This window comes from Croceibacterium aestuarii (assembly GCF_030657335.1).
GTDB classification, from domain to species: domain Bacteria; phylum Pseudomonadota; class Alphaproteobacteria; order Sphingomonadales; family Sphingomonadaceae; genus Croceibacterium_B; species Croceibacterium_B aestuarii.
Genome location: NZ_CP131039.1, coordinates 1,098,398 through 1,123,054, shown reverse-complemented (window position 1 = coordinate 1,123,054; position 24,657 = coordinate 1,098,398). Strand labels below are relative to the sequence as shown.

The window sequence follows — 24,657 nt, the reverse complement described above, 5'->3', positions numbered from 1 at the left end:
CAGTAATGGTGCCCAGAAGAGGACTCGAACCTCCACGCCCTTGCGAGCGCCGCCACCTGAAGACGGTGCGTCTACCAATTCCGCCATCTGGGCACGGGCCGCGCGGTCTTCTTGGGCCGAGCGGCGGGTAGGGGCGGGCCGATAGCGAAGGCGCGGCGGTCTTGTCAAAACAAAAGTCGGCGGCTTGCGGCGCTCGGCGGGTTGCGGCATGGCCCCCTCAGCACGGGGCCGATGCCGAAGCGGCCGCGGAAAAGAGGGATTTACAGGTATCATGGCGACCTACGGACCGCTCGAGGACAAACTGGTGGTTGTGATCGGTGGCGGCGGCTTCGTCGGCCGGCACCTCGTGCAGGCGCTGCTCGAGTGCGGCGCGCGGGTGCGCATTGCCGATCGCCATCCCGAAAAAGCCCATTCGCTCCGGCCGCTGGCCAAGCTGGGCCAGATCCAGTTCACCCGCTGCAACGTCGCCGATCGGCGCAGCGTGGAGCTGGCGATGCAGGGGGCCGACGCCGCCGCCTACCTCGTCGGCGCCTTCGCCGGCGACCTGGAGACGCTCCAGGCCGATGCCGCCGGCTGGGCGGCGCAGGCCGCGGCGAGGGGCGGCGCCAGTGCCTTCGCCTATGTCTCGGCAATCGGCGCCGATCCGGATTCGGAAAGCGGCTACGCATCGACCAAGGGGCGCGGCGAGGAGCAGGTCCGCGCAGCGTTTCCTCGGGCGACGATCGTGCGGCCCTCGGTCATGTTCGGCGAGGACGATCGGTTCATCACCATGTTCGCCGGGCTGATCTCGGCGCTGCCGGTTCTGCCGGTGTTCGGGCCCGATGCGAAGATCCAGCCGGTGTGGGTCGACGACGTGGCCGAAGCGCTCGCGAAGGCGCTCGCCGATCCCGCGGAACACGGCGGCAAGACTTACGAGCTGGCAGGTCCGGAGCAGATTTCGATGCTCGATCTCCACCGGCGGATAGCCGCCGCCCAAGGGCGCCGGCGCAGTTTCGTCGCCGTGCCCGATGCACTCTCGGGCCTGTTCGCGGCGCTGCCGCTGACGCCGATGAACGGCGACCAGTGGCGCATGCTCAAGGCTGGAAACGTGGCCTCCGGGGCGCTGCCCGGCCTCAAGCAGCTCGAGGTTCAGGCCCACCCGCTCGGCCTGTTCCTCGACAGGTGGATGGTCCGGTTCCGCAAGCACGGCCGCTTCGGCGATGCCAGCGCGGCCTGAACGACAGGCTAGGACGACAAGCGGGACCGTCAGGCCTGCGCGGGCGGCGGTGCGCCTTCGCCGAGAACCGCCACCGGCTCGACCAGCAGTGAGGAGCCGTCGGTTCCGGTGATGCGCACCCGCGCGCCCGCTGGGACGTCGGGGCCGCGGGCGATCCACTCGCTGTCGCCGATGTGCACGCGCCCGCTGCCGTGCTCGATGGCGGTGACCACGAGCGCCGTCTCGCCGATCATGCGCGCGCCGCGGCGATTCATCAGCGGGTCGCTGCTCTCGATCGGCTGGTCGCGGAAAAAGCGGTGCGCGGAAAACGCGGCGATGAGCGAGAGAAACACGAAGTCGACCACCTGCAGCGGCAGCGAGATGTCAAACGCGGCGGTCAGCAGGCCGGTGGCCAGCGCGGCGACCGCAAGCCAGATCAGATAGACCCCGGGCACGAGCATCTCGAGGGCGGCGAGCACCAGGCCGAGCGTGAGCCAGACCCAGTGCGGCTCGATACCGGTCAGCCAGTCCATCACTCGCCGCCGGTGCGCGGAACCGCAGAGCGCGGGGCCGAGCGCGGCAGCGGGGTGCCGCTGTCGCTCGCCGGCGCGGACCTGTTTCCATCGCTCAGCGCCTCGCGGGCGAGTTCGCCGATCCCGCCCAGCGTGCCGATCAGCTGGGTCGCCTCGACCGGGAAGAGGATGGTCTTGGCATTGGGACTGGTGGCGAACTTGCCGACCGCCTTGGTGTATTCCTGGGCGATGAAGTAGTTGATCGCCTGGTTGCCGGATTCCGATATCGCCTGCGAGACCGCGCGGGTGGCCTGGGCTTCGGCTTCGGCGGCGCGCTCGCGCGCTTCGGCATCGCGGAAGGCGGCTTCCTTCTTGCCTTCGGCCGAAAGGATCGCGCTCTGCTTCTCGCCTTCGGCGCGCAGGATGCGGCTGGCGCGCTCGCCCTCGGCCTCGAGGATTTCCGCGCGCTTGAGGCGTTCGGCCTTCATCTGCCGCGCCATCGCCTCGGAAATGTCCAACGGCGGGCGAATGTCCTTGATCTCGACGCGGGTGATCTTGACCCCCCACGGGCTCGTCGCGTGGTCGACTACGGAGAGCAGCCGGGCATTGATCTCGTCGCGCTTCGAGAGCGTTTCGTCGAGGTCCATCGAGCCCATCACGGTGCGCAGGTTGGTGGTGGTCAGGGCCATGATCGCGGCATAGAGGTTGTGCACCTCGTAAGCTGCCTTGCCGGCATCGAGCACCTGGAAGAACACCACCGCATCGACGCCGACCATGGCGTTGTCCTTGGTGATGATTTCCTGGCCCGGGATGTCGAGAACCTGCTCCATCACGTTCACCTTCTGCCCGACGCGGTCGATGAACGGCAGGATGAGGTGGAATCCGGGCTCGGCGGCGAGCGTGAACTTGCCGAGCCGCTCGATCGTGTAGACGTAGCCTTGCCGCACCACACGCACGGCCATGACTAGGAAGATGATCAGCAAACCCAACAGGGCAATCAGGAACGGACCCATCGCAATTCCCTCCTCGTTAGGCGATATCCTAACCGGAGGAGACCCCCCGGCCAAGCGAAACCGGAAGCGCGATTGTGCCGCGCGGCCGAAGACCCTAGAGGTGCCGGACCGAGTCAACGTCTCGGCCGGGAGAGGAACACGAATGCGCATTTCACCAGCCACCATGCTCGCCGCCTCGCTGCTCGCGGGAACGCTCGCCCAGCCGCTAGCGGCCCAGGATGCTCCGGCTCCCGCCCGGGCGGCACCCGCCACCCAGCCACCGCGTCCGGCCGGGCCTCCGGCCCCGACCCAGCTCGGCCGCGGCCCATGGGATTACGAGACCCGGAACGGCAAGATTCACGTCGAGGTCGTCGCCCGGCAGCTGGTGCGGCCCTGGGGCATCGCCTTCTTGCCGAGCGGTGAGATCCTGGTGACGGAGCGCGACGGGCGCCTGCGGGTGATCCGCGACGGCAAGCTCGATCCGGTCGCGGTCGCCGGCCTGCCGCCGATCAACCCGGCCGGCATCGGCGGCTTATACGACGTGGTCCTCGACCCCGACTTCGCCAGCAACCATTACCTTTACATGAGCTACGTCAAGCCGGCCGAGCCGGACCATGACCAGACCACGCTGGCGGTGATGCGCGCGACCTGGGACGGCACGGCGCAGCTGAGGGACGTGCACGACATCTTCGTCGCCGACGCCTGGTACGGCGCCCAGCCCTGGCCCGAGCGATGCTGCGGACAGGGGCCGGCGAGCGGTAGCTGGGGCGGGCGCATCCTGTTCGGCGCCGACGGCAAGCTCTACGTCACGAGCGGCGATCGGAACTACGGCGAAATGGTCCAGAAGCCGGACAACGACTTCGGCAAGATCATGCGCCTCAATCCCGACGGCTCGGTCCCCGCGGACAATCCCTTCGTCGGCAAGGCCGGTTGGAAGCCGGAAATCTGGACCACCGGCCACCGCAACCCGCTGGGGCTGACCATCAACCCGGCCGATGGGACGATGTGGGAAACCGAGTTCGGCCCGCGCGGCGGCGACGAGCTCAACCGGATCGAGAAGGGCCGGAACTACGGCTGGATCGACGTCACCCAGGGCAACCACTACAACGGCGAGCCGGCCAAGGGCATCAGGAACGTGCCCGGGATGACCGACCCGGTGCTCGCCTTCGGCCCGCCATCGCTCAATCCCGGCAATCCGGTGTTCTATGCCGGCGACATGTTCCCCGGCTGGCGGGGCGACCTGCTCCTGCCGAGCTTCACCAAGGGTGTGCTGCGTTTCGAAATGAAGGACGGCATGCCCGAAGGCGAGCCCGAGTACCTGCTCGCCGACCTCAAGCAGCGTTTCCGCGATGCCCATGTCGCGCCCGACGGCTCGGTCTACCTCCTCACCGACGAACCAACCGGCGCGGTGCTGCGGATCACGCCGGGCGAGTAGCCAACCGCCGCTATTCGGCGAGCGTCTGCTCGTCGATGCGGCGCTGGGCTAGCGCCAGAGTTTGCGCCGCAGGGATGTTGGGCTGCGTGCCGTAGAGCGTGCGCAGGAAAATCCTGTCGCCCGCGGTCAGTTCGGACGGGGCGGCCTGCGCGTCGTCGAACAGCGCGAGGATCGAGCCGCCCGGCATCGCGACCGCCTCGGCACTGTCGCCGGCCAGTGCGCGCATCGTGGCGTAGTCGGCGAGCTGGACGATACCGCGACCGGCCAGCGCCGCCGCGTCGACCAGCACCGTGCCGGACACGATGTCGCGCCGCGTCGCGACGTAGATCTTCGAATGCGCCATCGCCGCGGTCGCCTGCGGCGGGGCGGTGAGGCCGTTGGCCCGCTCGACGATCATGCCGTCGCGGGTACGCGTGACCACGCGCACGAAGCTGCGGGCCGGGCCTTCCTCTTCGAAAAGGCGCCGTTTCTGGTCCTTGTCGAGGTTCTCGAACAGGTATCCGCGACGTTCGCGGAGTTCGTTGATGAACTTGCGCCCGTCGTTCGACACCGCGATCACCATGTTGGCCTCGCAGGTTTGCGTATCGGCCAGCGGAATGCCGAGGGTCGCGGCGGTTTCGCGAATGCGCCCGACGACCATCTCTGCCTGATCGCGCTGCAGCCCGATAACCCCTGGACACAGCCGATCCTCGAAGCGCGGCAGGGGCTCTTCGCGCGCCGCGCCGCCGTAGACCTCGGCGGATGCCGGCGAGGCGGCGAAGCATGCCGCCGCGGCGGCGAGCGTGGCGAGAATTCGGTACGGCACGTTCCATCTCCCCGATGAGAGTCGGCCCCCGGTCGCACTATCCTCCTGCGCGGCGGGTGCTGCAAGCGGCCATTTGCGCCCTTGCGCGGGCGGGGTGGCCGCTCCGAAAAGGTCCTCGCCCGGCGCAAAGGCCGCGCTCGCCTTGCCAGGCGTTGACCCACACGCCTGCCCGCCTATGTCGGGCCGCGCATGAGCGTTGAACCCGATCTTCCCCCGCCGCCCCCGCTGAAAACGCTGCTGTCCGCCGGACCGCTGGCGCTGTTCCTGGACTTCGACGGCACGCTGGTCGAGATCGCCCCCACTCCCGGCGCGATAGCGGTCCCCGCCGGGTTGGGCGAGCGGCTCGCGGCGCTGTCCGAGCGCCTCGGCGGTCGCCTGGCGCTGATCAGCGGACGGGCGATCGACGATCTCGAGGCGCATTGCGGCCCGCTGCGCGTCGCCTGCGCCGGGTCGCATGGCGCGGCGCGGCGCGCGGCCGACGGCACCGTTCTGGGCGAAGCGGCGCTGGCGCTTCCCGGCGCGGCCATTGCCGAAGTCGAACGTTTCGCCGCCGCCAATGGAGTCCGCTACGAGACCAAGGCCCACGGCGCGGCCTTGCATTCGCGCGAGACGCCCGAACGCGAGGAGGCCTGCGCCCTGTTCCTGGACGAAGTGGCACGGCGCCACGGCCTCGCGGTCAAGCGCGGCAAGCGGGTGGCCGAGCTGGTCCGGCCCGGTGCCGACAAGGGCGGCGCGGTGCAGGCGATGATGGCCGAAGAGCCCTTCGCCGGGGCGATCCCGGTGTTCGTGGGCGACGACGTCACCGACGAGGACGGCTTTGCCGCCTGCGCCGCGCTCGGCGGGTTCGCCGTCGCGGTCGGCCCGCGCGCAACCGAAAATGCGCGCTACGGGCTTGCCGATCCTGCTGCAGTGCACCATTGGTTGGAGCTGTGAGCGTACCCGCACAGCCCGGCCTCGAACTCTGGACGATCGGCAACTGTCAGGTTTCCGGCCTGATCGACGAGGCGGCGGGGCTCGTCTGGGGCTGCGTGCCGCGGGTCGACGGCGACCCGGTGTTCTGCGCGCTGCTCAACGGCGAGCGGCAGGACCGGGGCGTGTGGCGCTTCGAGATCGAAGGCCAGGTCTCCGCCACCCAGCATTACGAACGCAACACCCCTATCCTCGTCACCCGGCTCGAGGCCATCGACGGCAGCGCGGTCGAGATCACCGATTTTTGCCCCCGCTTCGAGCGCTCGGGCCGCATGTACCGCCCCGTCGCCTACACGCGCATCGTGCGCCCCGTGGCCGGCTCGCCGCGTCTCAAGGTGACGCTGCAGCCGATGCGCGACTATGGCGCCGAAGCGCCGGAGACGACCAGCGGCACCAATCACATCCGCTACCTCCTGGGCGCGCAGGCGATGCGCCTCTCGACCGATGCGCCGGTCGGTTACCTGCTCGAAAGCCGCACCTACCGGGTCGAGAGCGATCAGCACTTCTTCCTTGGCCCCGACGAGCCGTTCAGCGGCAACATCCGCTCCGAGTTGCGGCGCATGGAGGCCGACACGCGCAAGTACTGGAAGCTGTGGGCGCGCGGGCTCGCCACGCCTTACGAGTGGCAGGACGAGGTCATCCGCTGCGCCATCAACCTCAAGCTGTGCCAGCACGAGGAAACCGGCGCCATCGTCGCCGCGCTGACCACCTCGATCCCCGAGGCGCCGGGCAGCCAGCGCAACTGGGACTACCGCTACTGCTGGATCCGCGATTCCTACTACACGGTGCAGGCGCTCAACCGCCTCGGCGCGCTCGACGTGCTCGAGAAGTACCTCGCCTACCTGCGCAACATCGTCGACGAAGCCGCCGGCGGGCAGATCCAGCCGCTCTATTCGGTGATGGGCCAGGGCGAGCTGGGCGAGACGACCGCACCCCACCTCGCCGGATATCGCGGCATGGGGCCGGTCCGCGTCGGCAACGCCGCCTACATGCAGGTCCAGCACGATTGCTACGGTCAGATCGTGCTGCCCACGGTGCAGGGATTTCTCGACCGGCGGCTGCTGCGGATGGCCGACGAGCGCGACTTCGCCAGCCTCGAGCAAGTCGGCGAGATGGCCTGGCGAATGCACGATCAGCCCGACGCCGGGCTGTGGGAATTCCGCACCCGCCAGGAAGTGCACACCTATTCGGCGGTGATGAGCTGGGCGGCCTGCGACCGGCTAGCCAATGTCGCGCGGCACCTCGGCAAGGAAGACCGCGCCGCGGCCTGGGCCGAACGCGCCGCGGCGATCCGCGAGAAGATCGATGCCGAGGCCTGGGTCGAGAACGGCGCGGGCGGCCATTACGGCGCCAGCTTCGAGAGCGACTACCTCGACGCCAGCCTGCTGCAGATGGTCGAATTGCGATACCTTGCGCCCGACGATCCGCGCTTCCTCTCCACCTTCGAACAGGTCGAAAAGGCGCTCCGCCGCGGCGAGCACATGCTGCGCTACGCCCAGGAAGACGATTTCGGCGCGCCGGAGACCGCGTTCAACATCTGCACCTTCTGGCTGATCGACGCCCTGGCCCGTTGCGGCCGCGAGGACGAGGCGCGCGAGCTGTTCGTGACCATGCTCGATCACCGCACCGCGTCGGGCCTCCTGTCCGAGGACATGGACTTCGAGACGGGCGAGCTGTGGGGGAACTTCCCCCAGACATATTCGCTGGTTGGAGTGATCAACTGCGCCGGACTTCTGTCCAAGAGCTGGAGTACAATTCGCTGACGTGAGCCGTCTCGTCGTCATATCAAACCGGGTCGCGGTGCCCAAGGCGCGCGGCGCCGCTGGCGCCCAAGGAGGGCTGGCCGGCGCGCTCAACGCCGCGCTCAAGAAGACCGGCGGGCTGTGGTTCGGCTGGTCGGGCGAAGAGGCGGAGAAGCCGTCGCCCGAACCCACCGTCGGGATCTACGACGGCGTGACCATGGCGACCATCGACCTCGAGCCCCACGATGTCGACGAATACTACAACGGCTACGCCAACTCGACGCTGTGGCCGCTGTTCCACTACCGCCTCGATCTGACCGAATACGAACGCGAGACCGGACGCGGCTACGAACGGGTCAACGAGCTGTTCGCCGACCGGGTGACCCCGCTGATCGAGCCCGACGACCTGGTCTGGGTGCACGATTACCACCTCATGCCGCTCGGCGACGGGCTGCGCCGGCGCGGGGTCAAGAACCGGATGGGCTTCTTCCTGCACATTCCCTGGCCGCCGACCCGGCTGTTCGTCTCGCTGCCCTACCACGAGCGGCTGGTCCAGTCGCTCCTGGCCTACGACCTCATCGGCTTCCAGTGCGACGAGTGGCTCGAAAGCTTCCTGCACTATTGCCGCAAGGAACTGGGGGCCGAGGTCGACACCGAGAGCGGCCGGATTACGTTCGAAGGCAGAACGACGATCGCCCGGGCCTATCCCATCGGTATCGATTTCGAGCACTTCACCGCCCAGGGCGAGACCGGCGAGGCGCGGCAGGCGCAGCAGCGGGTCATTTCCAGCACGCGCCGGCGCACCGCCATGATCGGTGTCGACCGGCTCGACTATTCGAAGGGCCTGCCCGAGCGGATCGACGGCCTCGGCCGGTTCTTCGATCGTTATCCCGAGCGGGTGAAGGATCTCGTCTTCATCCAGATCGCCCCGCCGAGCCGCGCCGATATCGGTTCTTACAAGAAGATCCGCGCCGAGCTCGAGCAGAAGACCGGGCAAATCAACGGTGCGCGCAGCAGGATCGACCTGGTGCCGATCCGCTACGTCAATCAGGGGCACACCACCGCCGAGCTCTACGGCGTCTACCGGGCCTGCAAGATCGGCCTGGTCACGCCCTTGCGCGACGGGATGAACCTGGTGGCCAAGGAATACGTCGCCGCGCAGGACCCGGAGGATCCGGGCGTGCTGATCCTGAGCCGCTTCGCCGGCGCCGCACAGCAGCTGGGCGGGAAGGGGGAGACGGAAGGGGCAATCCTGGTCAACCCGCACAGCCCCGACGACATCGCCGCCGGGATTCGCGACGCGCTCGAGATGCCGCTCGAAGAGCGCAAGGCGCGCTGGCAGCCGATGTTCGAATGCGTGCGCGACGAGAACGTGCAGCGCTGGACCGAGAACTTCACCCGCGACCTGGCGGGCTAGCCCTCAGGCTTTCTTCCCGATTCCTTCGCGCAACAGGCGATTGACGGCGGCGGACACGGTTTCGGGAGCGATCTCGTCGCTCCAGATGGCGAAGCGCAGGCCCAGGAACACGTTCATACCCATGATCGCCCAGGCCTCCGGCTCGCCGAGGTCGTCGCGCAGTTCGCCCGCTGCGATGCCCTGCTGCAGGCGGGCGAGGATGCGGCTTGCGGTTGTCTCATAGTGGTGGCGAAAGCCCTGCGGGTCGACGAATTCGGACTCGTCGATGATGCGATAGATTTCCTGATGTTCGCGGGCGAAGCGGAGGAAGGCGGCAAGTGCGGCGCGTTCCTTTTCCAGCGCTTCGGTCTCGCTCGCCAGCGCCGCCGCGGCGCGCGCGCCGACCTGCCCGCTGAGATCGTTGACCAGCGCGCGGAAGATTTCGTCCTTCGAATCGAAGTAGGTGTAGAACGTGCCCAGCGCGGTTCCCGCGCGGCGCGTGATGGCGCTGATCGAGCCGTCGTGGAAACCCTTTTCGCCGAACTCGGCGGCAGCCGCATCGAGCAGCTTGCGCATCGTCTTGCGGCCGCGCTCGGTGCGCGGTTGCTTGCCCTCGCCGGCGCCTGCGATCGGCTCTTGGTCACTTGCCATCGGCATGAGCTACCGCGCTGCACGCCTCGTGGCAAAAGATTAAAGTTGAAAGTCGGTTCATGTTTCATTATTGGCCCCGGGCAACAAGACAATAGGTCGGGAGATGACAATGAACCTCGCAGTGCTGCGGCATTCCACCGCATTCGCCCCCATCGCCACCGTGCTCCTTTGCACCCTCGCCGCTGCTCCGGCCGCCGCGCAGGACGATGCTGCCGCCAACCAGCAGGCCGATTCGGGCAGCGATGCGAGCGAAGGCGCGATCATCGTCACCGCCCGGCGCCGCGAGGAACGCCTGGTCGACGTGCCGATCGCCGTTTCGAGCTTCAGCGAGGCGCAGCTCGCCGAGCGCGGCGCGCAGGACATCACCGACATCGCGCAGTTCGCGCCCAACACCACGCTCGAAACCTCGCGCGGCACCAATTCGACCCTCTCGGCCTTCATCCGCGGCATCGGCCAGCAGGACCCGGTCTCCGGCTTCGAGCAGGGCGTCGGCATCTATCTCGACGACGTCTATCTGAACCGGCCGCAGGCCGCGGTGCTCGACATCTACGACGTCGAGCGTATCGAAGTGCTGCGCGGGCCGCAGGGCACGCTCTACGGCCGCAACACGATCGGCGGCGCGGTCAAGTACGTGACCCGCGAACTGCCCGACGAGCCTTCGGTCAAGGTCAAGGCCACCTATGGGACTTACGACCAGGCGGAAGGCGTCATCACTGCCTCGACCCCCGTTGGCGGCGACGTGCGCGTCGGGGCCTCGGCCGCCCGGCTCTCGCGCGGCGGGTTCGGCACCAACCTGACCACCGGCCAAGACAACTACAACAAGGATGTCTGGGCCGCGCGCGGCACCATCGAGGCCGGCGGCCACGGCGCGCCCTATTCGATCCGCCTGTCGGGCGATTACACCAAGGACAATTCCAACCCGCGCGGTGGGCACCGCCTCATTCCAGGCCTGCAGTCGGACGCTCCGGTGCTCAAGGACGTCTACGACACGCGCGGCGGGCTGGTCGATCCCAAGCAGTACGTCGAAGCCTACGGCATGGGCCTCAACGCCTCGGTCGAGGTCGGCTCGGGCATCACGCTGCGCTCGATCACCGGCTGGCGCAAGGACGACAGCGCCTCGCCCATCGACTTCGATGCCCTCGCCCCGGTCGATTTCGACGTCCCCGCGATCTACAGGAACAAGCAGTTCAGCCAGGAATTCCAGGCACTCTATGACGACGGCGGGCCGCTCAAGGGTCTGGTCGGCGCCTACTACCTCAACGCCAAGGCCGACACCGCCTTCGACGTGCGGTTGTTCACCAGCCTGGCCGGCCTCACCGGCTTCACCGAGGCCGACGTCGATACCGAAACTTATGCCGTCTTCGCCGACTTCACTTACGATCTGACCGAGCAGTGGAGCGTGTCGGCCGGCGGCCGGTACACCTGGGACAAGCGTACCGCCTCGATCCTCAAACAGAACTACCTCGGCGGCGGTTCGCCGGTGTTCGGCGGTGCGGGCGTCCCGCTCGGCGGCGCGGCCACCGACTTCGACGGCTCGGCCGATTTCAAGAAGTTCACCCCGCGCGTCTCGCTGAGCTATCAGCCCAATCCGGACCACAACATCTACGCAAGCTATTCGCAGGGCTTCAAGGGCGGCGGCTTCGATCCGCGCGGGACCGGCGTCAACGCGCCCGATCTCGACGGCAACGGCTCGCTCAGCGACGCCGAGATCGCCGATTTCCTCAGCTTCGACCCGGAATCGGTCGATAGCTACGAAGTCGGCTACAAGGGCAACCTCGCAGGTGGCGCGCTCTATGTCGCGCTGGCCGGCTTCTATGCCGACTACACCGACGTGCAGATTCCCGGTTCGGTCGCCTGTACGATCGGCGGGCTGCCCGGATTCTGCGGCGTCGTGTCCAACGCCGGCAAGGCCCGGTTCAAGGGCTTCGAATTCGAAACCAACGCCCGGCTCGCGCGCGACATCGGTACGCCCGGCGACCGTGTCAACTTTGCGGGCTCGGTCGGCTACATCGATGCCGAATACCGCGAATACGTCACCCTCATCGGCGGCGTGCCCACCGACGTGGCGCAGTACCGCAAGGTGCAGAATACGCCCAAGTGGACCGCCAGCGGCACGCTGAGCTACACCACCCCTGTGGGTGAGGGCGATCTCTACGTCGGCACCTCGCTGTCCTACAAGTCGAAGACCTATCAGTTCGAAATCCCGAACCCCTACTTCGACCAGAACGGCTACGCGCTGGTCGATGCGAGCATCGTCTATAACGCGCCGGGCGACCGCTGGAGCCTGGGGCTCTACGGCAAGAACCTGAGCGACAAGCAGTACAAGACTTCGGGCTACACCTTCATGAACCTCGCCGACCCGGTGACCGGCGACCTCGCCTACGGCAGCAACGGCTACCCGACTTCGGCGCTGGGCAAGGAAGGGGTGCTGACCGCGTTCTACGGCAATCCGCGCCAGGTCTTCGTCACCGCGACCTACCGGTTCTGACCCTCCTCCCGGTCAGAAGGTCCGGCGGCGCATGACGTACCGCGAACACCGCTACGCCTCCGCCGACGGCAGGCTGCGGCTCTTTGCCCGCGATTACGGGGGCGAAGGGCCGCCGCTGCTGCTGCTCCACGGGCTGACCCGCAACAGCGCCGATTTCGAACCGCTCGCCGCGCACCTCGCCCCGCGCTACCGGCTGATCGTGCCCGACCAGCGCGGGCGCGGGCTGTCGGACCACGATCCGCAGCCGGCCAGCTACCGGCCCGACGTCTATGCGCAGGACATGGCCGCACTGCTCGGCGGCCTCGGCATCGGGCGCTGCGGCGTGATCGGCACCTCGATGGGCGGGCTGATGGCGATGATCATGGCCGCGACCGACCCGGCGCGGATTCCCGCCATCGTGCTCAACGACGTCGGCCCGGCGCTCGACCCCGCGGGGCTCGCGCGCATCGCCGGCTACGTCGGCGCGGGCTCCGCCTTCGCCTCGTGGGACGAAGCGGCGCAGGCCTGTGCGGCGAGCAACGCCGTCGCCTTTCCCGGTTTCGGCCGCGACGACTGGCTCGCCTTCGCCCGGCGGACCTGCCGCGAGGATGCGGGCGGCCGCGTCGCGTTCGCCTACGACCCGGCGATCGCCCGGGGGTTCGAGGGTCAGGGCGAAGTCGCCCCGCCCGACCTCTGGCCGCTGTGGGAGGCGATTTCCGCCACGCCGGTGCTGGCGATACGCGGGGCGCTGTCGGATCTGCTTTCGGCTGCTACGGTGGCCGAGATGGAACAGCGCCACGCAGGACCGTTCGAGCACGCCGAAGTGCCGGAGCGCGGCCATGCGCCGCTGCTCGACGAGCCCGCAGCGGTCGCGGCGATCGAGGCGTTCCTCGCCGGGTACTGGCCGGCGTGAGCACGCCCTTCCCGACGCGGCAGCCGCGCTCGGGCGTGGTCCTGGCCATGCTCATGCTGGTCTACGTGTTCAACTTCGTCGACCGCCAGATCCTCTCGATCCTCGCCGCGCCGATCCAGGCCGACCTGCACCTGACCGACGCGCAGATGGGCCTCCTCGGCGGGGTCGCCTTCGCGCTGCTCTATTCGACCCTCGCCGTCCCGCTCGCCGTGCTCGCCGACCGCACCAGCCGCAGCTGGGTCATCACCGTCTCGCTGGTGGCATGGAGCGGCTTCACCGCGCTGTGCGCCCTGGCGCAGGGCTTCTGGCACATCTTCCTCGCCCGCCTCGGCGTCGGCATCGGCGAGGCCGGCGGGGTCGCCCCCTCCTACGCGGTGATCGGCGACTATTTCCCCAGCGAGAAGCGCGCCTTCGCCCTCTCGATCTATTCGCTCGGCATCCCGCTCGGCTCGGCCGCCGGGGTGCTGGCGGGCGGCTACATCGCCGCGAAAGTCGACTGGCGGCTCGCGTTCCTCGCGGTCGGCCTCGCCGGCGTGCTCATCGCCCTGCCCTTCAAGCTGCTGGTCAAGGACAAGGCGCGCGCCGCCGAGCGCCCCGCCGCCCCCACCCTCGGCGCAACCGCGAGGGTCCTCGCCCGCAAGCCCGCGTTCTGGCTGCTCGCCTTCGGCGCCTCGGCCAGCTCGATGTGCGGCTACGGCATCGCCTTCTGGCTGCCGAGCCTGCTGCAGCGCAGCTTCGCGCTCGACCTCGTCGGCGCCTCGCAGTTCTTCGGCGCGCTGCTGCTGCTCGGCGGGGTCGCGGGGATCCTCGCCGGCGGCTGGCTCGGCGACAGGCTCGGCCAGCGCGACCGCGCCGCCTTCGCCTGGCTGCCGGGCGCCGCCTTCCTGCTCGGCGCCCCGCTCTTCGCGCTCGGCATCTCGACTTCGAGCGTGACCGCCGCGTTCCTGCTCCTGCTCGTCCCCCAGGCGCTCGCCTACGTCTGGCTCGGCCCGGTGCTCTCGGCCGTGCAGCATCTCGTAGCGCCGCCGGCGCGCTCGATGGCCTCGGCGCTGTTCCTGCTGATCAACAACCTGATCGGCCTCGGCGCGGGCATCTACGCGCTCGGCGCGCTGTCCGACGCGCTGACTCCGGTCTACGGGGCGGAAGCGCTGCGCATGTCGATGCTATTCGCGCTCTCGCTCTACGCCCTCGCCGCCCTGCTCATGGCCCTCGCCGGCCCCAGCCTCCGGCGCGGCTGGGTCGAGGACTGACTCAGGCGACTCCGCCGCCCAGTCGGGCAGCGCGGCCCCGGCCAGCTCCCACGGCGATTCTCCTTCGGCGAAGCGCACCCACTCCTGCGTCATGACCGGCGGTTCGAGCGTGCCGCGAAACGCGTTCCCGCCGGGCAGCAGCGGGACGAAGGGCTCGTCCGGATCGTCCGCGGCGAAGTCCGCCGCCTCCTCGCCACGCGCCTCTCCCGCCGCCCGCGTCCGCGCCGCGCAGGCCTCGAGCGCGGCGGCGATCGCCGCATGGGCCTCGGCGTCGAGCGGCAGCCCCTCGAACCCCGCCAGCGCCCCCGCCGCCGCCTCGACCGACCGCCCCGCGCCCGCCGCCCCGTCGCCGGCGATCACCGTGCGCACGGTGGTCGTGCTCGCCTCGGTACCGGAGGCCGCACGGTCCTCGCCGCCCGCGCTCGCCCCCGCCACCGCCTTGGTCGAGAAGTAGTTGATCGTCGTGCGCTTGCCGCTCGCGTCCTTGCCGTAGTGGCGCAGGCAGAACATCAGCAGCGCGTCGTTGGTCTTGCGGTGATAGCCGACCAGCTTGCCGCCGCGGATCACCGGGTGGAGCTGGCCCTCGATCGCCCGTTCGAAGGCGATGTCCTTGAGCCGCGCGACCCCGAAATCGAGCGCCGCGTCCCACGCCGCGCGAAACCCCTCGGCCCCGGGCGCGCGGCGCAGGGTGTAGCAATTGGCCTGCGCCATGTTGACCATCGCCGCCGCCCGCGTGACCGAGCCGCAATCCGCCAGCGCCTCGATAAACGCCTTCTGCCGCTCGGGCGTCCACCCGTCATGGCGATAGCGGCGCGGGACGGGCTCGAACTCGGGGAGCGGGGGCTTCGCTACGTCCGACTGTCCTGAGCCTGTCGGAAGCGAAGCTGTGTCGTCGGCACAACGGCCGATCGCGGCCTGAACTTCGCGAAGGGCGGTGCCGCGTTTGCGCATGGGCGGGTCTCCTGATCGATGGCGAGAATCGCGGATCGGCGCGAGCCAATCGAACAGGGTAAGGCACAAATGGGGGGCTGTAGGAAAATGGTTTCTTAAAGTTAGTGGCGAACCCCTTCCGACCGCTTTGCGCCCCATGTCCGACGTTCGTGCCAAAATCGCTGCAACCCGAAAGCGGACACCTTCGCCTGCATCAGGAGCTCTCCTCCATGGTTTCATTCATCTTAATTCATTGAACGACTCTCAAGACCTCGGTGCCTCGCTTAACGACGACGCGCTTCACGTGGTTGCGAATGTCCTCGACCGAATGATCAACGGCCAATTCGACTACGCGCTCTTGACGGCCACGTCTTTCCCGCCAGTGAGAATAGGGATAGTCTGATATGCGCGCGAAAATAGTTTCATCTCTGGGATGCGGCATCGGTTTGGTGCACCCGCTGTTGATCGGGCAAAGCCAAATTGCATCTCGATGAGCCTCAATTAGCGATCGTGTATCAACTTCAAGGACATCGTGCTCTTGGTCACGGTACGCCTTGGCATTTGTGAGCTTGTGAAGCCTCTTCTCCGAAAGCCAAAAAAATGCTTTCGCGTTCAGTAGCTCATACCAATCCGCTGGAGAGAGCCGGTCGGGCAAGGCCCGTCTCAGACCCGCGTCGCTCATCGGAATTTGGTCACGCACGACGGCGCGTGGCAGGCCATTACCTGTCACTTCGACGCTTTCGGGGCGATGTTGACTTTCGATCTCGGTGCGCTTCGGCGGGTTGACGGAATAGTGGTCCAAGAGAGCGCTGGTACTCATAAGACCGAATTGCTGTATCGAATCCCATGAGCCTCGCTCCGCCATGTGATAAAGCGTAGGGCATTCATTGATCAGCTCTTCAAGCTCTGCTTCGGTCACCACGCCCTCCGATCAATGACGTTTCGCCAGTTGAAATCCGTAGAGAGGAGAGAGACGGGCCGACCTGATATCCTCTCAATCTCTTCCACGAAGCTAATTGTCTCATCTGAGAGCTGCTCAAAACGATATGCCTTTCGATTCTTCACGTCGAAATAGTCGACAAATGTCAACGCGATGTCGGTCGGACCATTAAGCTGGACTGAGTCGCGAAACTGTAGCCAGTCGAATTCGGCGATTCGACGTGGCCTGTCAGTAGTGGTCGTCCGTTCGTTTTTCTCGAGTTCCTCGAGCGGAATGCCGCTGCGCCGATGGATTTCCGCCATATCTACCTCATGTGCCATCGGACCAGACGGCCCACCCACTCGAATTGGATATGTGCGGCAGACCATAATGATCTTCCGTACGTTTGAAGGTGCAATACCGGCATCAGCGAGACATCCCGACACCGTCGTATCCCTCGTAGTGACATGGGGATAGTCACCGTGGTGAAGACTTAGTCCCGTGCCTTGGGTGCCCTCCAACAGGATGCGTTGGCCGGCCACGATAGCGTCTGCCAAAAGTTGACGCGCGCTTCCCAAAAAAGGCTGAAGATCTTCGCAGTCGCGGGCGAGGAACGCGGCCTTCTTGTCTTTATAGTCCGACCGACCTGTCATTTTTCGCGCTGAAGCGATCCCAACGCCCTGTGCGGTCGAGCTAATGCTGCCAAACCGCTCCTCCTCCTCTTCGCGGTCCGCGTCAGTGATAATCATGGCTCGCGGATCGATCGTCAGCCTCTCAGTATTGATTTTGTGCTCTACAATCTCTGCGAGAAGCTTTTTCGGGTAGATTACGGCACCAGGGCCGAGTAGCAGCTTCGCGTTCGGCGCCCGCTGCGTGCCCGAAGGCAAATGATAGTATTTTTCCGGCTTAGGCTCTGCGTAAACCTGATGCCCTGCGTTAGGGCCGCCGACCCGCACAAGAAGATCGTATTCCGGCGCAATGTGCCCCACGATGTTTCCCTTGCCTTCACTGCCGAATTGACCTCCAATCAGCACGTCAACGAGGGCATCATTTGACCGCGGATAGAGGTTTAGAAGCGCGGTTGCCCGAACAAGGACGGCTTCTTCACTGCAGCGATCCGTCGAGACGACGATGTCCGCGACTTCCGCGAGACTCTCGATTTGACGTTCGGTCTGATTTCGCTTCAGGTCGTCATACTCGACCGCCTCATCGTCTTCCCTGCTACGATCCTCGTAGCGCTTGCGAAGTTCCTCTTCCGTAGCGGTTAGATGAATGTGATGAACTTCGGCACCGTATGCGCGCCGAATAGCCTCTATTTGACCTAAGATGCGGACAGAGTCGACGACATAGAGGCCCTTAGGCGTCCGTCCTGTCGCAGAGCTGTCGATGGTACGCTGCAGTGCCTCACCGACCCACGCACCGCCGTCCGCTCGGTCGAGCTTCTGACCCGCCCGCTGAAGGGATTTGCGCTCTCGTTTAGTTCTAGGAGCCTTCTTAAGTATGAGCTCTCGTGTCTTAATGATCTTGGCACCATGCTTTTTCTCTAGGAGCCGTACCAAGGCCGACTTGCCGGAACAGATTGGCCCAGAAAGTAAGACGATGCGAAGATTTGCGCCCCCCACAGCCACCTATAACAACTCCAGCTGCACGCGCTTCGGTGGGACATCATATACGGTCACAAACAGACCTGCCCGAACCATTACATCATCAAGTATTTCTTCAATAGTGGACCAGTCGCCGCCCGCCGAGCCCGTCCCGATCTTAGGCATATGAATGCTCGCCCCAATGGTTGCAGCACGATCGGCAACTTGTTCAAGACAGGATTGTAGTGCGGAATACCTAATTCGGGGGAAAAGGGATGGTCCGAATCCCTCCTGCCCTATCAGACTTGCGATGGTTAGGTTGTCATTGGCTTCTGAAAATATCGTTCTTCCCAAACGATCGCGCTGCCGGATTTGTTTGACTTGCTCGGAGTATGCCTCTTCCGCGCCAGCGAAGCGTTTCGCAATCTTCCGCGCGACGCCACCTCCCCATTTGATGGCCTTGTCATTGACCAGCTGACAAATGATCTTCTTGCCACCATTGCGAGGTTCAAGAACATCTCCATGCAGCAAACGTATCGGAAGATGGTTCTCTTGGGTCCGGTCAAATCTGAGCAGACCAGCCACTCTTGGGTAGATGCTTCCCGGATATGCCGTTAGGCCAACACATTCGATCTGGATTGGAGCATCGGTCACCCAATATTCAACCGAGCGATCCGTGTGCCCTATGGCAGTGCACCGATGCACGATGCTATCGTCCGGGATAGTCATCCCCGACAATCGCACCCTTGGCGCGGTGGGCGAGCTGACGAAATAGTCGATTTTGTAGTGGCGGGTCCCGTCCTCAAGAACCGTAGGCGACGAGACGAAAACTCCTATCGGTCGACTAGATATCTTTGCCAATCGGATAAGAAAGGCCTCAGCGGAAACGTCAAATTCTCGGCGCTGGAGCATCAAATCTTCGATTGGAAGAATGTTTTCTGTGGCTGATAGGCTGCCGATTGGAAGCACGAACTCAGAAGCGGCCAGATTGCACAGCATTTCCAACTGCCAATCGTCAGGTGTTGTATCCCCGCCTCGATTGCGAATCTGCTCCGACCAGTCAGGGAAGAGAAGGTGTGCGATTTCGTGAGCGATCGAGAAACGCACTCGCTCTCTCGGTTGTTGAGGATTGAACTGAATCTTAGGTCCCACATCGGTTGCCAACAGTCGGGCATCGGCCACGCTTGAATTAGCTTCCATCTGGACCCCGAGCATTTCAGCGATGTGTAGGGGGTTAAATGGCGGGCCTTCCCAACCCTTCTCGCGTGCTTTCAAAACGAGCTCTCGCGCCGCCTTTTCAATAGCTATGCGTGGATCACTGTTCTTGGCGAAGGCCCGAACCGAGGAGTTAGTCCAGTTAATGGAGGGTGCGCTTGTCATTTTTCCAAAGCTGACAGTGCTCCAATTTCTTTAGGTTGCAAAGTGCCGAAAAACGTAAATCAACATCTCAAATGACCTTGAGATGGCAGGACTTACGTAACGATCGATCGGCATGTCTCCAGACTCTCAAGTCCTTCGAGTATCACAACCGAAGGAGAATAGATTTCCGACTATGCATTTTGCCTGCCACCGCGCGGTGCTATTCCAACACTATGGATGAAGAAAGCAACGAAGCTGCAACGGACCTTTGGTCGCAAATGTTTGAGCGTGCAGCCGCCCACCCTGGCGCCGCTGTGATGGACCCAGAATATGATCCTCGCGGCGACGAGGAGCATGCACGAGCAAGCTTCAAAGCAGCTGGTTGGAGTGAGCAGCAAGCCGATGAGCTTCTTGCGTTAAGCTCACGACGAGATGAGGCTGCTCCGTCTACAAGCCCCGGCGTCAATCGCTCGGCCGAAGCCTTCCACGCATCGCTTTGCGACGACGTCGAGGCCGAGATGGCGCGACAAGGCCTAGACACCTATCGTAGTGTCGCACGAGGCATCGAGCCAATCACCGGGCCCTTTGCATCGAAAGCAGGCGTGATAATGACCGAGCAAAGCATTGTCTCGGTTGGTGCATTCACCTTCCGCTTTTGCGGCATTGTCGCAAAGGCTTTCTATCGCACGATTATGCTTGATCCAGTTTATTGGCAGTCGGATTCTTTCGCGCTCTCAGAGGCCAAACTGCTCCTGCGGACGAATATGCCTCTCGCACTTTATTGGAACCGCACCTTCATGTCGTTCGCGATGACTGGAACTAACGGCACAGTGCCGTTCGAACCATCGGAACCCGCTCTGCTTCCACTTGTCGAACAAGTAGCCCGTGCGATGGAAATATTTGTCATAGCGCACGAATACGGACACCATCATCATGGGCATGGCCGAGACATGGCTGCAGACGCTCGCGCAGAAGAGTTTGAGGCCGACCAGTTCGCGCTGAGACTTTGTAGGCCGATGGGGGAACGCGATCGCACTCCGATATGGAACCCGTATCTGGCCTCTGGTGCGGGCGGCGTAATCATGCTCAAGGCGCTTGAGATGCTGCGTCGGTTTGAACACGCGCTTGGGGCTGCAATGCCGACTGGCGACACACATCCCTCAGCTGATGAGCGCATCGCTCGCTTCGACTCAGTCGCTGCGGTCGAACCGATCGCGTTCCGCACGCTAAAGGGGTTTCGCGGCACGAGCGCCCGCGTGATGGACGCGGTCGATGCTCTCCTCAAAGACTTCCTAAGTGTGATGCCGGAGGCGGATCGTATCCGCATGATAGAAACGCGCAGGAAACTCTGGGAGCAGCTGCCGACACCTTGAATCTGTCGCTGATTGGTGCGGGCATTCCTGATCCGCCTTTCCGCTGCGGCTATTCCAAGAAGATGTCTGCATCTGTCTCAGATATGCCGAAACCGGACGTTCTGCTAACGGCCCAAATCAAGCCGCCGACCGCGACGCCTTTTTCCGCTCGTGCGGATCGAGGTACCGCTTGCGCAGCCGGATGCTCTCCGGCGTCACTTCGACCAGTTCGTCGTCCTGGATGTAGGCGATCGCCTGTTCGAGCGTCATCTTGCGCGGCGGGGTGAGGCGGACGGCGTCGTCCTTGCCGGTGCTGCGGAAGTTGGTCAGCTGCTTGGACTTGAGCGGGTTGACCTCGAGATCCTGCGGCTTGGCGTTCTCGCCGATGATCATGCCTTCGTAGAGCTTCTCGCCCGGCTTGATGAACAGCACGCCGCGGTCTTCGAGCGCGTTGAGCGCGTAGGGCACGGCCTCGCCCTGCTCCATCGAGATGAGCACGCCGTTCTGGCGGCCCTGGATCGGGCCCTTGTAGGGGCCGTAGCGGTCGAACAGGCGGTTCATCACCCCGGTGCCGCGGGTGTCGGAGAGGAACTCGCCGTGGTAGCCGATCAGGCCGCGGCTCGGCGCGCTGAACGTGAGGCGGGTCTTGCCGCCGCCGCTCGGGCGCATGTCGGTCATCTCGCCCTTGCGCTGGGCCATCTTCTCGACGACCGTGCCCGAGTGCTCGTCGTCGACGTCGATGACGACCGTTTCGTAAGGCTCCTCGCGGCCGCTGGGGCCGTCGCGGAACAGCACGCGCGGGCGGCTGATGGAGAGCTCGAAGCCTTCGCGGCGCATGGTCTCGATCAGCACGCCCAATTGCAGTTCGCCGCGGCCGGCGACCTCGAAGGCGTCCTTCTCGGCGCTCTCGGTCAGGCGGATGGCGACGTTGCCTTCGGCCTCGCGCTCGAGCCGTTCGCGGATCACCCGGCTCTGCACCTTGTCGCCCTCGCGCCCGGCATAGGGGCTGTCGTTGACCGCGAAGCTCATGGCGAGGGTCGGGGGGTCGATTTCCTGGGCGTGGATCGGGGCGGAGACTTGCGGCGCGCACAGCGTGTTGGAGACGGTCGCCTCGGTCAGCCCGGCGATGGCGACGATGTCGCCGGCCTTGGCGTGGAGCACGGGGACGCGGTCGAGCCCGTTGTAGGCGAAGACCTTGGTGGCGCGGCCGGCCTCGACCTGGTTGCCGGCGACGTCGAGCGCCTTGATCGGCATGCCGACCTCGAGCCGCCCGGATTCGATGCGCCCGGTGAGGATGCGCCCCAGGAACGGATCGCGGTCGAGCAGGGTGGCGAGCATGGCGAACTCGCCGTCCTCGTCGAGGTCCGGCGGCGGGACGTGGCTGACGATGAGCTTGAACATCGGCGTCAGGTCGCCCTCGCGCGCGTCGATGTCCTCGCTGGCGAAGCCGGCGCGGCCTGAGGCGTAAAGCACCGGGAAATCAAGCTGTTCGTCGTTCGCTTCGAGCGCGACGAAGAGGTCGAACACCTCGTCGAGCACTTCGCTGGCGCGGGCGTCCTGGCGGTCGATCTTGTTGACCACGACGATCGGCTTGAGCCCGAGGCCGAGCGCCTTGCCGGTGACGAACTTGGTCTGCGGCATCGGCCCTTCGGCGGCGTCGACCAGCAGGATCACCCCGTCGACCATGGAGAGGATTCGCTCGACCTCGGCGCCGAAGTCGGCGTGGCCGGGCGTGTCGACGATGTTGATGTGGTAGGTTTCGTGCCCGCCCTCGGGCGCCCACTCGACCGAAGTCGGCTTGGCCAGGATCGTGATCCCCCGCTCCTTCTCCAAGTCATTGGAATCCATAGCCCTTTCCTCGACACGCTGGTTGTCGCGGAAGGTGCCGGATTGGCGGAACAGCTGGTCGACGAGGGTCGTCTTACCATGATCGACGTGGGCGATAATCGCCACGTTGCGGAGCGAAGTCATTTCAGGTGCTTTCGGGAGCGAGGTTTCGCTGGCGCCCATAGCGCCATTGCTGCGATGCAACAAGTGCGGGCGATGGACAAAGCGGCCGGCTCATGCATCATGGGCGACAAATCGTTCGAGGGAGAGATTCGATGAGACGCCTTTTCGCCGCCGCTGCCGCGCTTGCCGTGCTCGCTGGGACACCCGCCGCCGCGCAGATGCGCGCGCTGTCCGACCCGGTCGTGCCGGCGCCGAACCCGGAAGCGCTGTTCACCAGCAAGGATCCCACGCTCAACCGCAACAAGCAGGCCGCGCTGCACATCATGCGCGAACTGCTCAAGTGCAACGAGTGGAACCGGGCCGGCGAATGGCTGACCGACAAGTATATCCAGCACAACCCGATGGCCGCCAGCGGGCTGAAGGGCGTGATCTATTACTTCACCGAAGTCGCCAAGCGCAAGCCGCTCGACCCGTGCCCGGCGCTCAGCGCCGACGATCCCAACGGTGTCGTCGCGGTCAACGCGGAAGGCGATTATGTCACGGTTCTGACCCGGCGTGTCGTGCCCTACGGCAGCGACCCCAAGGACACCTACACCACGACATGGTTCGACACCTGGCGCTTCGTCGATGGCAAAGCCGATGAGCACTGGGACCCGGCCACGCTGCCGCCGGCCAAGCCACAGGCGTCGAACGCCGTCAAACCGCTGACGCCCGAGCAGGCCGCCGAGCGGGTCGCCGACCGTGAGGCGATCGAGAACCTGATGTGGACCTACGACCGCAGTCTCGACATGTACGATGCCGACAAGTACGCCGCGCACTTCACCGAGGACGGCGCGTTCGGCCAAACCAAGGGGCACGAAGCGCTGAAAAAGATGATCACCGACCTGGTCGCCAGCCGCGCCAAGCAGGACACCGACGGGACCTCGCTCGGAACGATGCGTCACTTCACCATGAACCAGTACATCGAGTTCACCGGGCCGACGACGGCCAAGTATCACTATTACCACCAATCGGTGTTTGGCGATTTCGGCCGTCCGGGCGACAAGGACGCCCCCAAGATCGTAGCCGCCGGCAACGGGGTCGACGACCTCGTCAAGGTCGACGGCAAATGGCTGATCAAGTACCGCAACGTGGGGGCAAAGGACGACATCTGAGCAAACCGGGCGCGGCGGTTGCGCCGCGCCTAGTCGTTTGCGCTGAGCTGCCGCTTTAGGACCTGCGCCACGCGTTGCACGCTGTGCTGCCCGTCTCCGTAGGGGCTGCCTTCGTAGATTGCCGACAGAAAGGCCCGATCGAAGTCGGTCAGGCCGTCCGGCGGCGAAGCGTTCGGGTCGAACAGGCTGAGGATCGAATCCGGCGCCTTCGCGCCGCTGGCGTCGCGGGTTCGGGCGAAGACACGCATCACTGCGTAATCGGCGATCTGGCGCAGACTCGTGCCCTCGACTGCATCGGTGTCGAAAATCACCATCGCCGAGGTGATAGCGCGCCTTATACCGTTCGAAATGAGCGACTGTCCCCCTTCCTGCAGCCCGACAGGCACTTCGGCGAGGTTCTGCTTGCGCGCGAGCGTCTGACCGTTGCGCATCCGGTCGTCGACGATCGAGAACACCTTCACCGGCTGTGCGGTCTCGGTAAGCTCGCGCCGCTCGGCGGCTGTCAGGTTGCGCGACAGCTTGAGGGTACGCGCGTTGTAAGCCTTCATGTAGGCGGCGGGGTCCTTGCTCAGGCCGATAATGATGTTGGGCCGACAGGTGGTTTCGTCGGCCAGCGGGATATTGAGTTCGCCGGCGACCAAGCGGAAGCGCGCCACAACCGTCTGTGCGTGAGCCAGCTTCATGCCGATAACGCCGGGACAAGCGCGATCGGCGAAGCGCGCGATCGGCTCGTGACGGAGATTGGTTTCGCGAGTGATGGCGCGAGCCTGCCGGGTCACCTCGCGCCCGTCGACTTCACCGGAATTGCGCCCCGTGACGACGATCTCAGCTCCGCCCCAGACATCGCCTGTCTTCTCCGCCGGCACCGCCCCCTGCGCGCTGAGCGGTGCGGCGGCGAGCAAGACAAGCGAAAAGGCAAGGCGCGGCAGAACGATCGTCATGAAGCCGGTTCTAGCCGCTTGCCCGCAGCGGGCAAGCCGCGGAGTAACACCGTGACACTTTGACACGATTGGCCGCACAAGCGCAGCTTTCGCCGACCATGGCCGGAAATGGCTGGACCATACCCGGCCGAGTTGTGCATTG

20 protein-coding genes and 1 tRNA gene are annotated in these 24,657 nt (G+C 65.4%); 10 read left to right on the top strand and 11 right to left on the bottom strand.

The window, feature by feature from the left end; genetic code table 11:
• Positions 1 to 6: 6 nt before the first annotated feature.
• Positions 7 to 93: transfer RNA gene (locus tag Q7I88_RS05375), tRNA-Leu, on the bottom strand.
• A gap of 178 nt (positions 94 to 271) precedes the next feature.
• Here Q7I88_RS05375 and Q7I88_RS05370 point away from each other — a divergent pair.
• On the top strand, positions 272 to 1,216 hold the full coding sequence (locus Q7I88_RS05370) for a complex I NDUFA9 subunit family protein (protein ID WP_305098011.1): 945 nt from the start codon (positions 272 to 274) through the stop codon (positions 1,214 to 1,216).
• A 29-nt stretch (positions 1,217 to 1,245) separates the two neighbouring features.
• On the opposite strand, the gene Q7I88_RS05365 is transcribed toward Q7I88_RS05370, so the two are convergent.
• Both Q7I88_RS05365 and Q7I88_RS05360 read right to left on the bottom strand, forming a co-directional pair.
• A complete protein-coding gene (locus Q7I88_RS05365) occupies positions 1,246 to 1,728 on the bottom strand; it encodes an NfeD family protein (RefSeq protein WP_305098010.1) in 483 nt (160 codons plus the stop codon).
• Positions 1,728 to 2,720: an SPFH domain-containing protein gene (locus Q7I88_RS05360; protein WP_305098009.1), complete on the bottom strand. Its 993-nt coding sequence runs from the start codon at positions 2,718 to 2,720 to the stop codon at positions 1,728 to 1,730. The genes Q7I88_RS05365 and Q7I88_RS05360 overlap by 1 nt, the downstream gene beginning before the upstream one ends.
• Before the next feature lie 142 nt (positions 2,721 to 2,862).
• Between Q7I88_RS05360 and Q7I88_RS05355 the strand changes: the two genes are divergently transcribed.
• The gene (locus tag Q7I88_RS05355; protein ID WP_305098008.1) at positions 2,863 to 4,134 is read left to right on the top strand and encodes a PQQ-dependent sugar dehydrogenase; all 1,272 of its coding nucleotides are present in this window, start codon (positions 2,863 to 2,865) and stop codon (positions 4,132 to 4,134) included.
• Between the two features lie 10 nt (positions 4,135 to 4,144).
• On the opposite strand, the gene Q7I88_RS05350 is transcribed toward Q7I88_RS05355, so the two are convergent.
• Positions 4,145 to 4,939: a hypothetical protein gene (locus tag Q7I88_RS05350; RefSeq protein WP_305098007.1), complete on the bottom strand. Its 795-nt coding sequence runs from the start codon at positions 4,937 to 4,939 to the stop codon at positions 4,145 to 4,147.
• A 189-nt stretch (positions 4,940 to 5,128) separates the two neighbouring features.
• Here Q7I88_RS05350 and otsB point away from each other — a divergent pair, with 189 nt between their 5' ends.
• Genes otsB through Q7I88_RS05335 form a run of 3 tightly spaced genes read left to right on the top strand, consistent with a single transcriptional unit; the run spans position 5,129 to position 9,067 of the window.
• Positions 5,129 to 5,872: a trehalose-phosphatase gene (otsB, locus tag Q7I88_RS05345; protein WP_305098006.1), complete on the top strand. Its 744-nt coding sequence runs from the start codon at positions 5,129 to 5,131 to the stop codon at positions 5,870 to 5,872.
• Positions 5,869 to 7,671, top strand: coding sequence for a glycoside hydrolase family 15 protein (locus tag Q7I88_RS05340; protein ID WP_305098005.1), 1,803 nt, complete (start codon positions 5,869 to 5,871; stop codon positions 7,669 to 7,671). The genes otsB and Q7I88_RS05340 overlap by 4 nt, the downstream gene beginning before the upstream one ends.
• A 1-nt stretch (position 7,672) precedes the next feature.
• Positions 7,673 to 9,067, top strand: a complete 1,395-nt coding sequence (locus Q7I88_RS05335; protein WP_305098003.1) for an alpha,alpha-trehalose-phosphate synthase (UDP-forming) — start codon at positions 7,673 to 7,675, stop codon at positions 9,065 to 9,067.
• A gap of 3 nt (positions 9,068 to 9,070) precedes the next feature.
• On the opposite strand, the gene Q7I88_RS05330 is transcribed toward Q7I88_RS05335, so the two are convergent.
• Positions 9,071 to 9,703, bottom strand: a complete 633-nt coding sequence (locus Q7I88_RS05330) for a TetR/AcrR family transcriptional regulator (protein WP_439648362.1) — start codon at positions 9,701 to 9,703, stop codon at positions 9,071 to 9,073.
• 103 nt (positions 9,704 to 9,806) lie between these two features.
• Between Q7I88_RS05330 and Q7I88_RS05325 the strand changes: the two genes are divergently transcribed.
• Genes Q7I88_RS05325 through Q7I88_RS05315 form a run of 3 tightly spaced genes read left to right on the top strand, consistent with a single transcriptional unit; the run spans position 9,807 to position 14,327 of the window.
• Positions 9,807 to 12,185, top strand: a complete 2,379-nt coding sequence (locus Q7I88_RS05325) for a TonB-dependent receptor (protein ID WP_305098001.1) — start codon at positions 9,807 to 9,809, stop codon at positions 12,183 to 12,185.
• 31 nt (positions 12,186 to 12,216) lie between these two features.
• Positions 12,217 to 13,077 carry an alpha/beta fold hydrolase gene (locus Q7I88_RS05320; RefSeq protein WP_305098000.1) on the top strand — a complete coding sequence of 287 codons (861 nt, stop codon included), beginning with the start codon at positions 12,217 to 12,219 and terminating at the stop codon, positions 13,075 to 13,077.
• A 47-nt stretch (positions 13,078 to 13,124) separates the two neighbouring features.
• Entirely contained in the window at positions 13,125 to 14,327 is a 1,203-nt protein-coding gene (locus Q7I88_RS05315; RefSeq protein ID WP_305098562.1) for a spinster family MFS transporter, read from the top strand.
• Here the strand turns inward: Q7I88_RS05315 and Q7I88_RS05310 are convergent.
• The 4 genes from Q7I88_RS05310 to Q7I88_RS05295 all read right to left on the bottom strand — a co-directional run bounded on the left by Q7I88_RS05310 (position 14,241) and on the right by Q7I88_RS05295 (position 19,139).
• The gene (locus Q7I88_RS05310; protein WP_305097999.1) at positions 14,241 to 15,278 is read right to left on the bottom strand and encodes a hypothetical protein; all 1,038 of its coding nucleotides are present in this window, start codon (positions 15,276 to 15,278) and stop codon (positions 14,241 to 14,243) included. The two genes, Q7I88_RS05315 and Q7I88_RS05310, sit on opposite strands and share 87 nt — an antisense overlap.
• 229 nt (positions 15,279 to 15,507) lie before the next feature.
• On the bottom strand, positions 15,508 to 16,176 hold the full coding sequence (locus Q7I88_RS05305; RefSeq protein WP_305097998.1) for a DUF7002 family protein: 669 nt from the start codon (positions 16,174 to 16,176) through the stop codon (positions 15,508 to 15,510).
• Positions 16,173 to 17,798, bottom strand: coding sequence for an adenylosuccinate synthetase (locus tag Q7I88_RS05300; protein ID WP_439648381.1), 1,626 nt, complete (start codon positions 17,796 to 17,798; stop codon positions 16,173 to 16,175). The genes Q7I88_RS05305 and Q7I88_RS05300 overlap by 4 nt, the downstream gene beginning before the upstream one ends.
• Positions 17,799 to 17,804: 6 nt before the next feature.
• Positions 17,805 to 19,139 (bottom strand): ImmA/IrrE family metallo-endopeptidase, encoded by a 1,335-nt coding sequence (locus tag Q7I88_RS05295; RefSeq protein WP_305097996.1) that lies wholly within the window; start codon positions 19,137 to 19,139, stop codon positions 17,805 to 17,807.
• A 212-nt stretch (positions 19,140 to 19,351) separates the two neighbouring features.
• Between Q7I88_RS05295 and Q7I88_RS05290 the strand changes: the two genes are divergently transcribed.
• Positions 19,352 to 20,491 (top strand): phage exclusion protein Lit family protein, encoded by a 1,140-nt coding sequence (locus tag Q7I88_RS05290; protein WP_305097995.1) that lies wholly within the window; start codon positions 19,352 to 19,354, stop codon positions 20,489 to 20,491.
• Between the two features lie 117 nt (positions 20,492 to 20,608).
• On the opposite strand, the gene typA is transcribed toward Q7I88_RS05290, so the two are convergent.
• Positions 20,609 to 22,441, bottom strand: coding sequence for a translational GTPase TypA (typA, locus tag Q7I88_RS05285; protein WP_305097994.1), 1,833 nt, complete (start codon positions 22,439 to 22,441; stop codon positions 20,609 to 20,611).
• Positions 22,442 to 22,572: 131 nt separating this feature from the next.
• Between typA and Q7I88_RS05280 the strand changes: the two genes are divergently transcribed.
• Entirely contained in the window at positions 22,573 to 23,574 is a 1,002-nt protein-coding gene (locus Q7I88_RS05280) for a nuclear transport factor 2 family protein (protein ID WP_305097993.1), read from the top strand.
• A 29-nt stretch (positions 23,575 to 23,603) separates the two neighbouring features.
• Here Q7I88_RS05280 and Q7I88_RS05275 read toward each other — a convergent pair whose 3' ends face one another.
• The gene (locus tag Q7I88_RS05275) at positions 23,604 to 24,515 is read right to left on the bottom strand and encodes a hypothetical protein (protein WP_305097992.1); all 912 of its coding nucleotides are present in this window, start codon (positions 24,513 to 24,515) and stop codon (positions 23,604 to 23,606) included.
• Positions 24,516 to 24,657 lie beyond the last annotated feature (142 nt).

What these genes read in the sequence shown, in the direction of transcription:
- Q7I88_RS05365 (WP_305098010.1), bottom strand. Translation starts at nt 1,728, where the DNA reads ATGGACTGGCTGACCGGTATCGAGCCGCACTGGGTCTGGCTCACGCTC.
- Q7I88_RS05360 (WP_305098009.1), bottom strand. Translation starts at nt 2,720, where the DNA reads ATGGGTCCGTTCCTGATTGCCCTGTTGGGTTTGCTGATCATCTTCCTA.
- Q7I88_RS05290 (WP_305097995.1), top strand. Translation starts at nt 19,352, where the DNA reads ATGGATGAAGAAAGCAACGAAGCTGCAACGGACCTTTGGTCGCAAATG.
- Q7I88_RS05275 (WP_305097992.1), bottom strand. Translation starts at nt 24,515, where the DNA reads ATGACGATCGTTCTGCCGCGCCTTGCCTTTTCGCTTGTCTTGCTCGCC.
- Q7I88_RS05370 (WP_305098011.1), top strand. Translation starts at nt 272, where the DNA reads ATGGCGACCTACGGACCGCTCGAGGACAAACTGGTGGTTGTGATCGGT.
- Q7I88_RS05325 (WP_305098001.1), top strand. Translation starts at nt 9,807, where the DNA reads ATGAACCTCGCAGTGCTGCGGCATTCCACCGCATTCGCCCCCATCGCC.
- Q7I88_RS05330 (WP_439648362.1), bottom strand. Translation starts at nt 9,703, where the DNA reads ATGCCGATGGCAAGTGACCAAGAGCCGATCGCAGGCGCCGGCGAGGGC.
- Q7I88_RS05320 (WP_305098000.1), top strand. Translation starts at nt 12,217, where the DNA reads ATGACGTACCGCGAACACCGCTACGCCTCCGCCGACGGCAGGCTGCGG.
- Q7I88_RS05315 (WP_305098562.1), top strand. Translation starts at nt 13,125, where the DNA reads ATGCTCATGCTGGTCTACGTGTTCAACTTCGTCGACCGCCAGATCCTC.
- Q7I88_RS05310 (WP_305097999.1), bottom strand. Translation starts at nt 15,278, where the DNA reads ATGCGCAAACGCGGCACCGCCCTTCGCGAAGTTCAGGCCGCGATCGGC.
- Q7I88_RS05295 (WP_305097996.1), bottom strand. Translation starts at nt 19,139, where the DNA reads ATGACAAGCGCACCCTCCATTAACTGGACTAACTCCTCGGTTCGGGCC.
- otsB (WP_305098006.1), top strand. Translation starts at nt 5,129, where the DNA reads ATGAGCGTTGAACCCGATCTTCCCCCGCCGCCCCCGCTGAAAACGCTG.
- Q7I88_RS05280 (WP_305097993.1), top strand. Translation starts at nt 22,573, where the DNA reads ATGAGACGCCTTTTCGCCGCCGCTGCCGCGCTTGCCGTGCTCGCTGGG.
- Q7I88_RS05355 (WP_305098008.1), top strand. Translation starts at nt 2,863, where the DNA reads ATGCGCATTTCACCAGCCACCATGCTCGCCGCCTCGCTGCTCGCGGGA.
- typA (WP_305097994.1), bottom strand. Translation starts at nt 22,441, where the DNA reads ATGACTTCGCTCCGCAACGTGGCGATTATCGCCCACGTCGATCATGGT.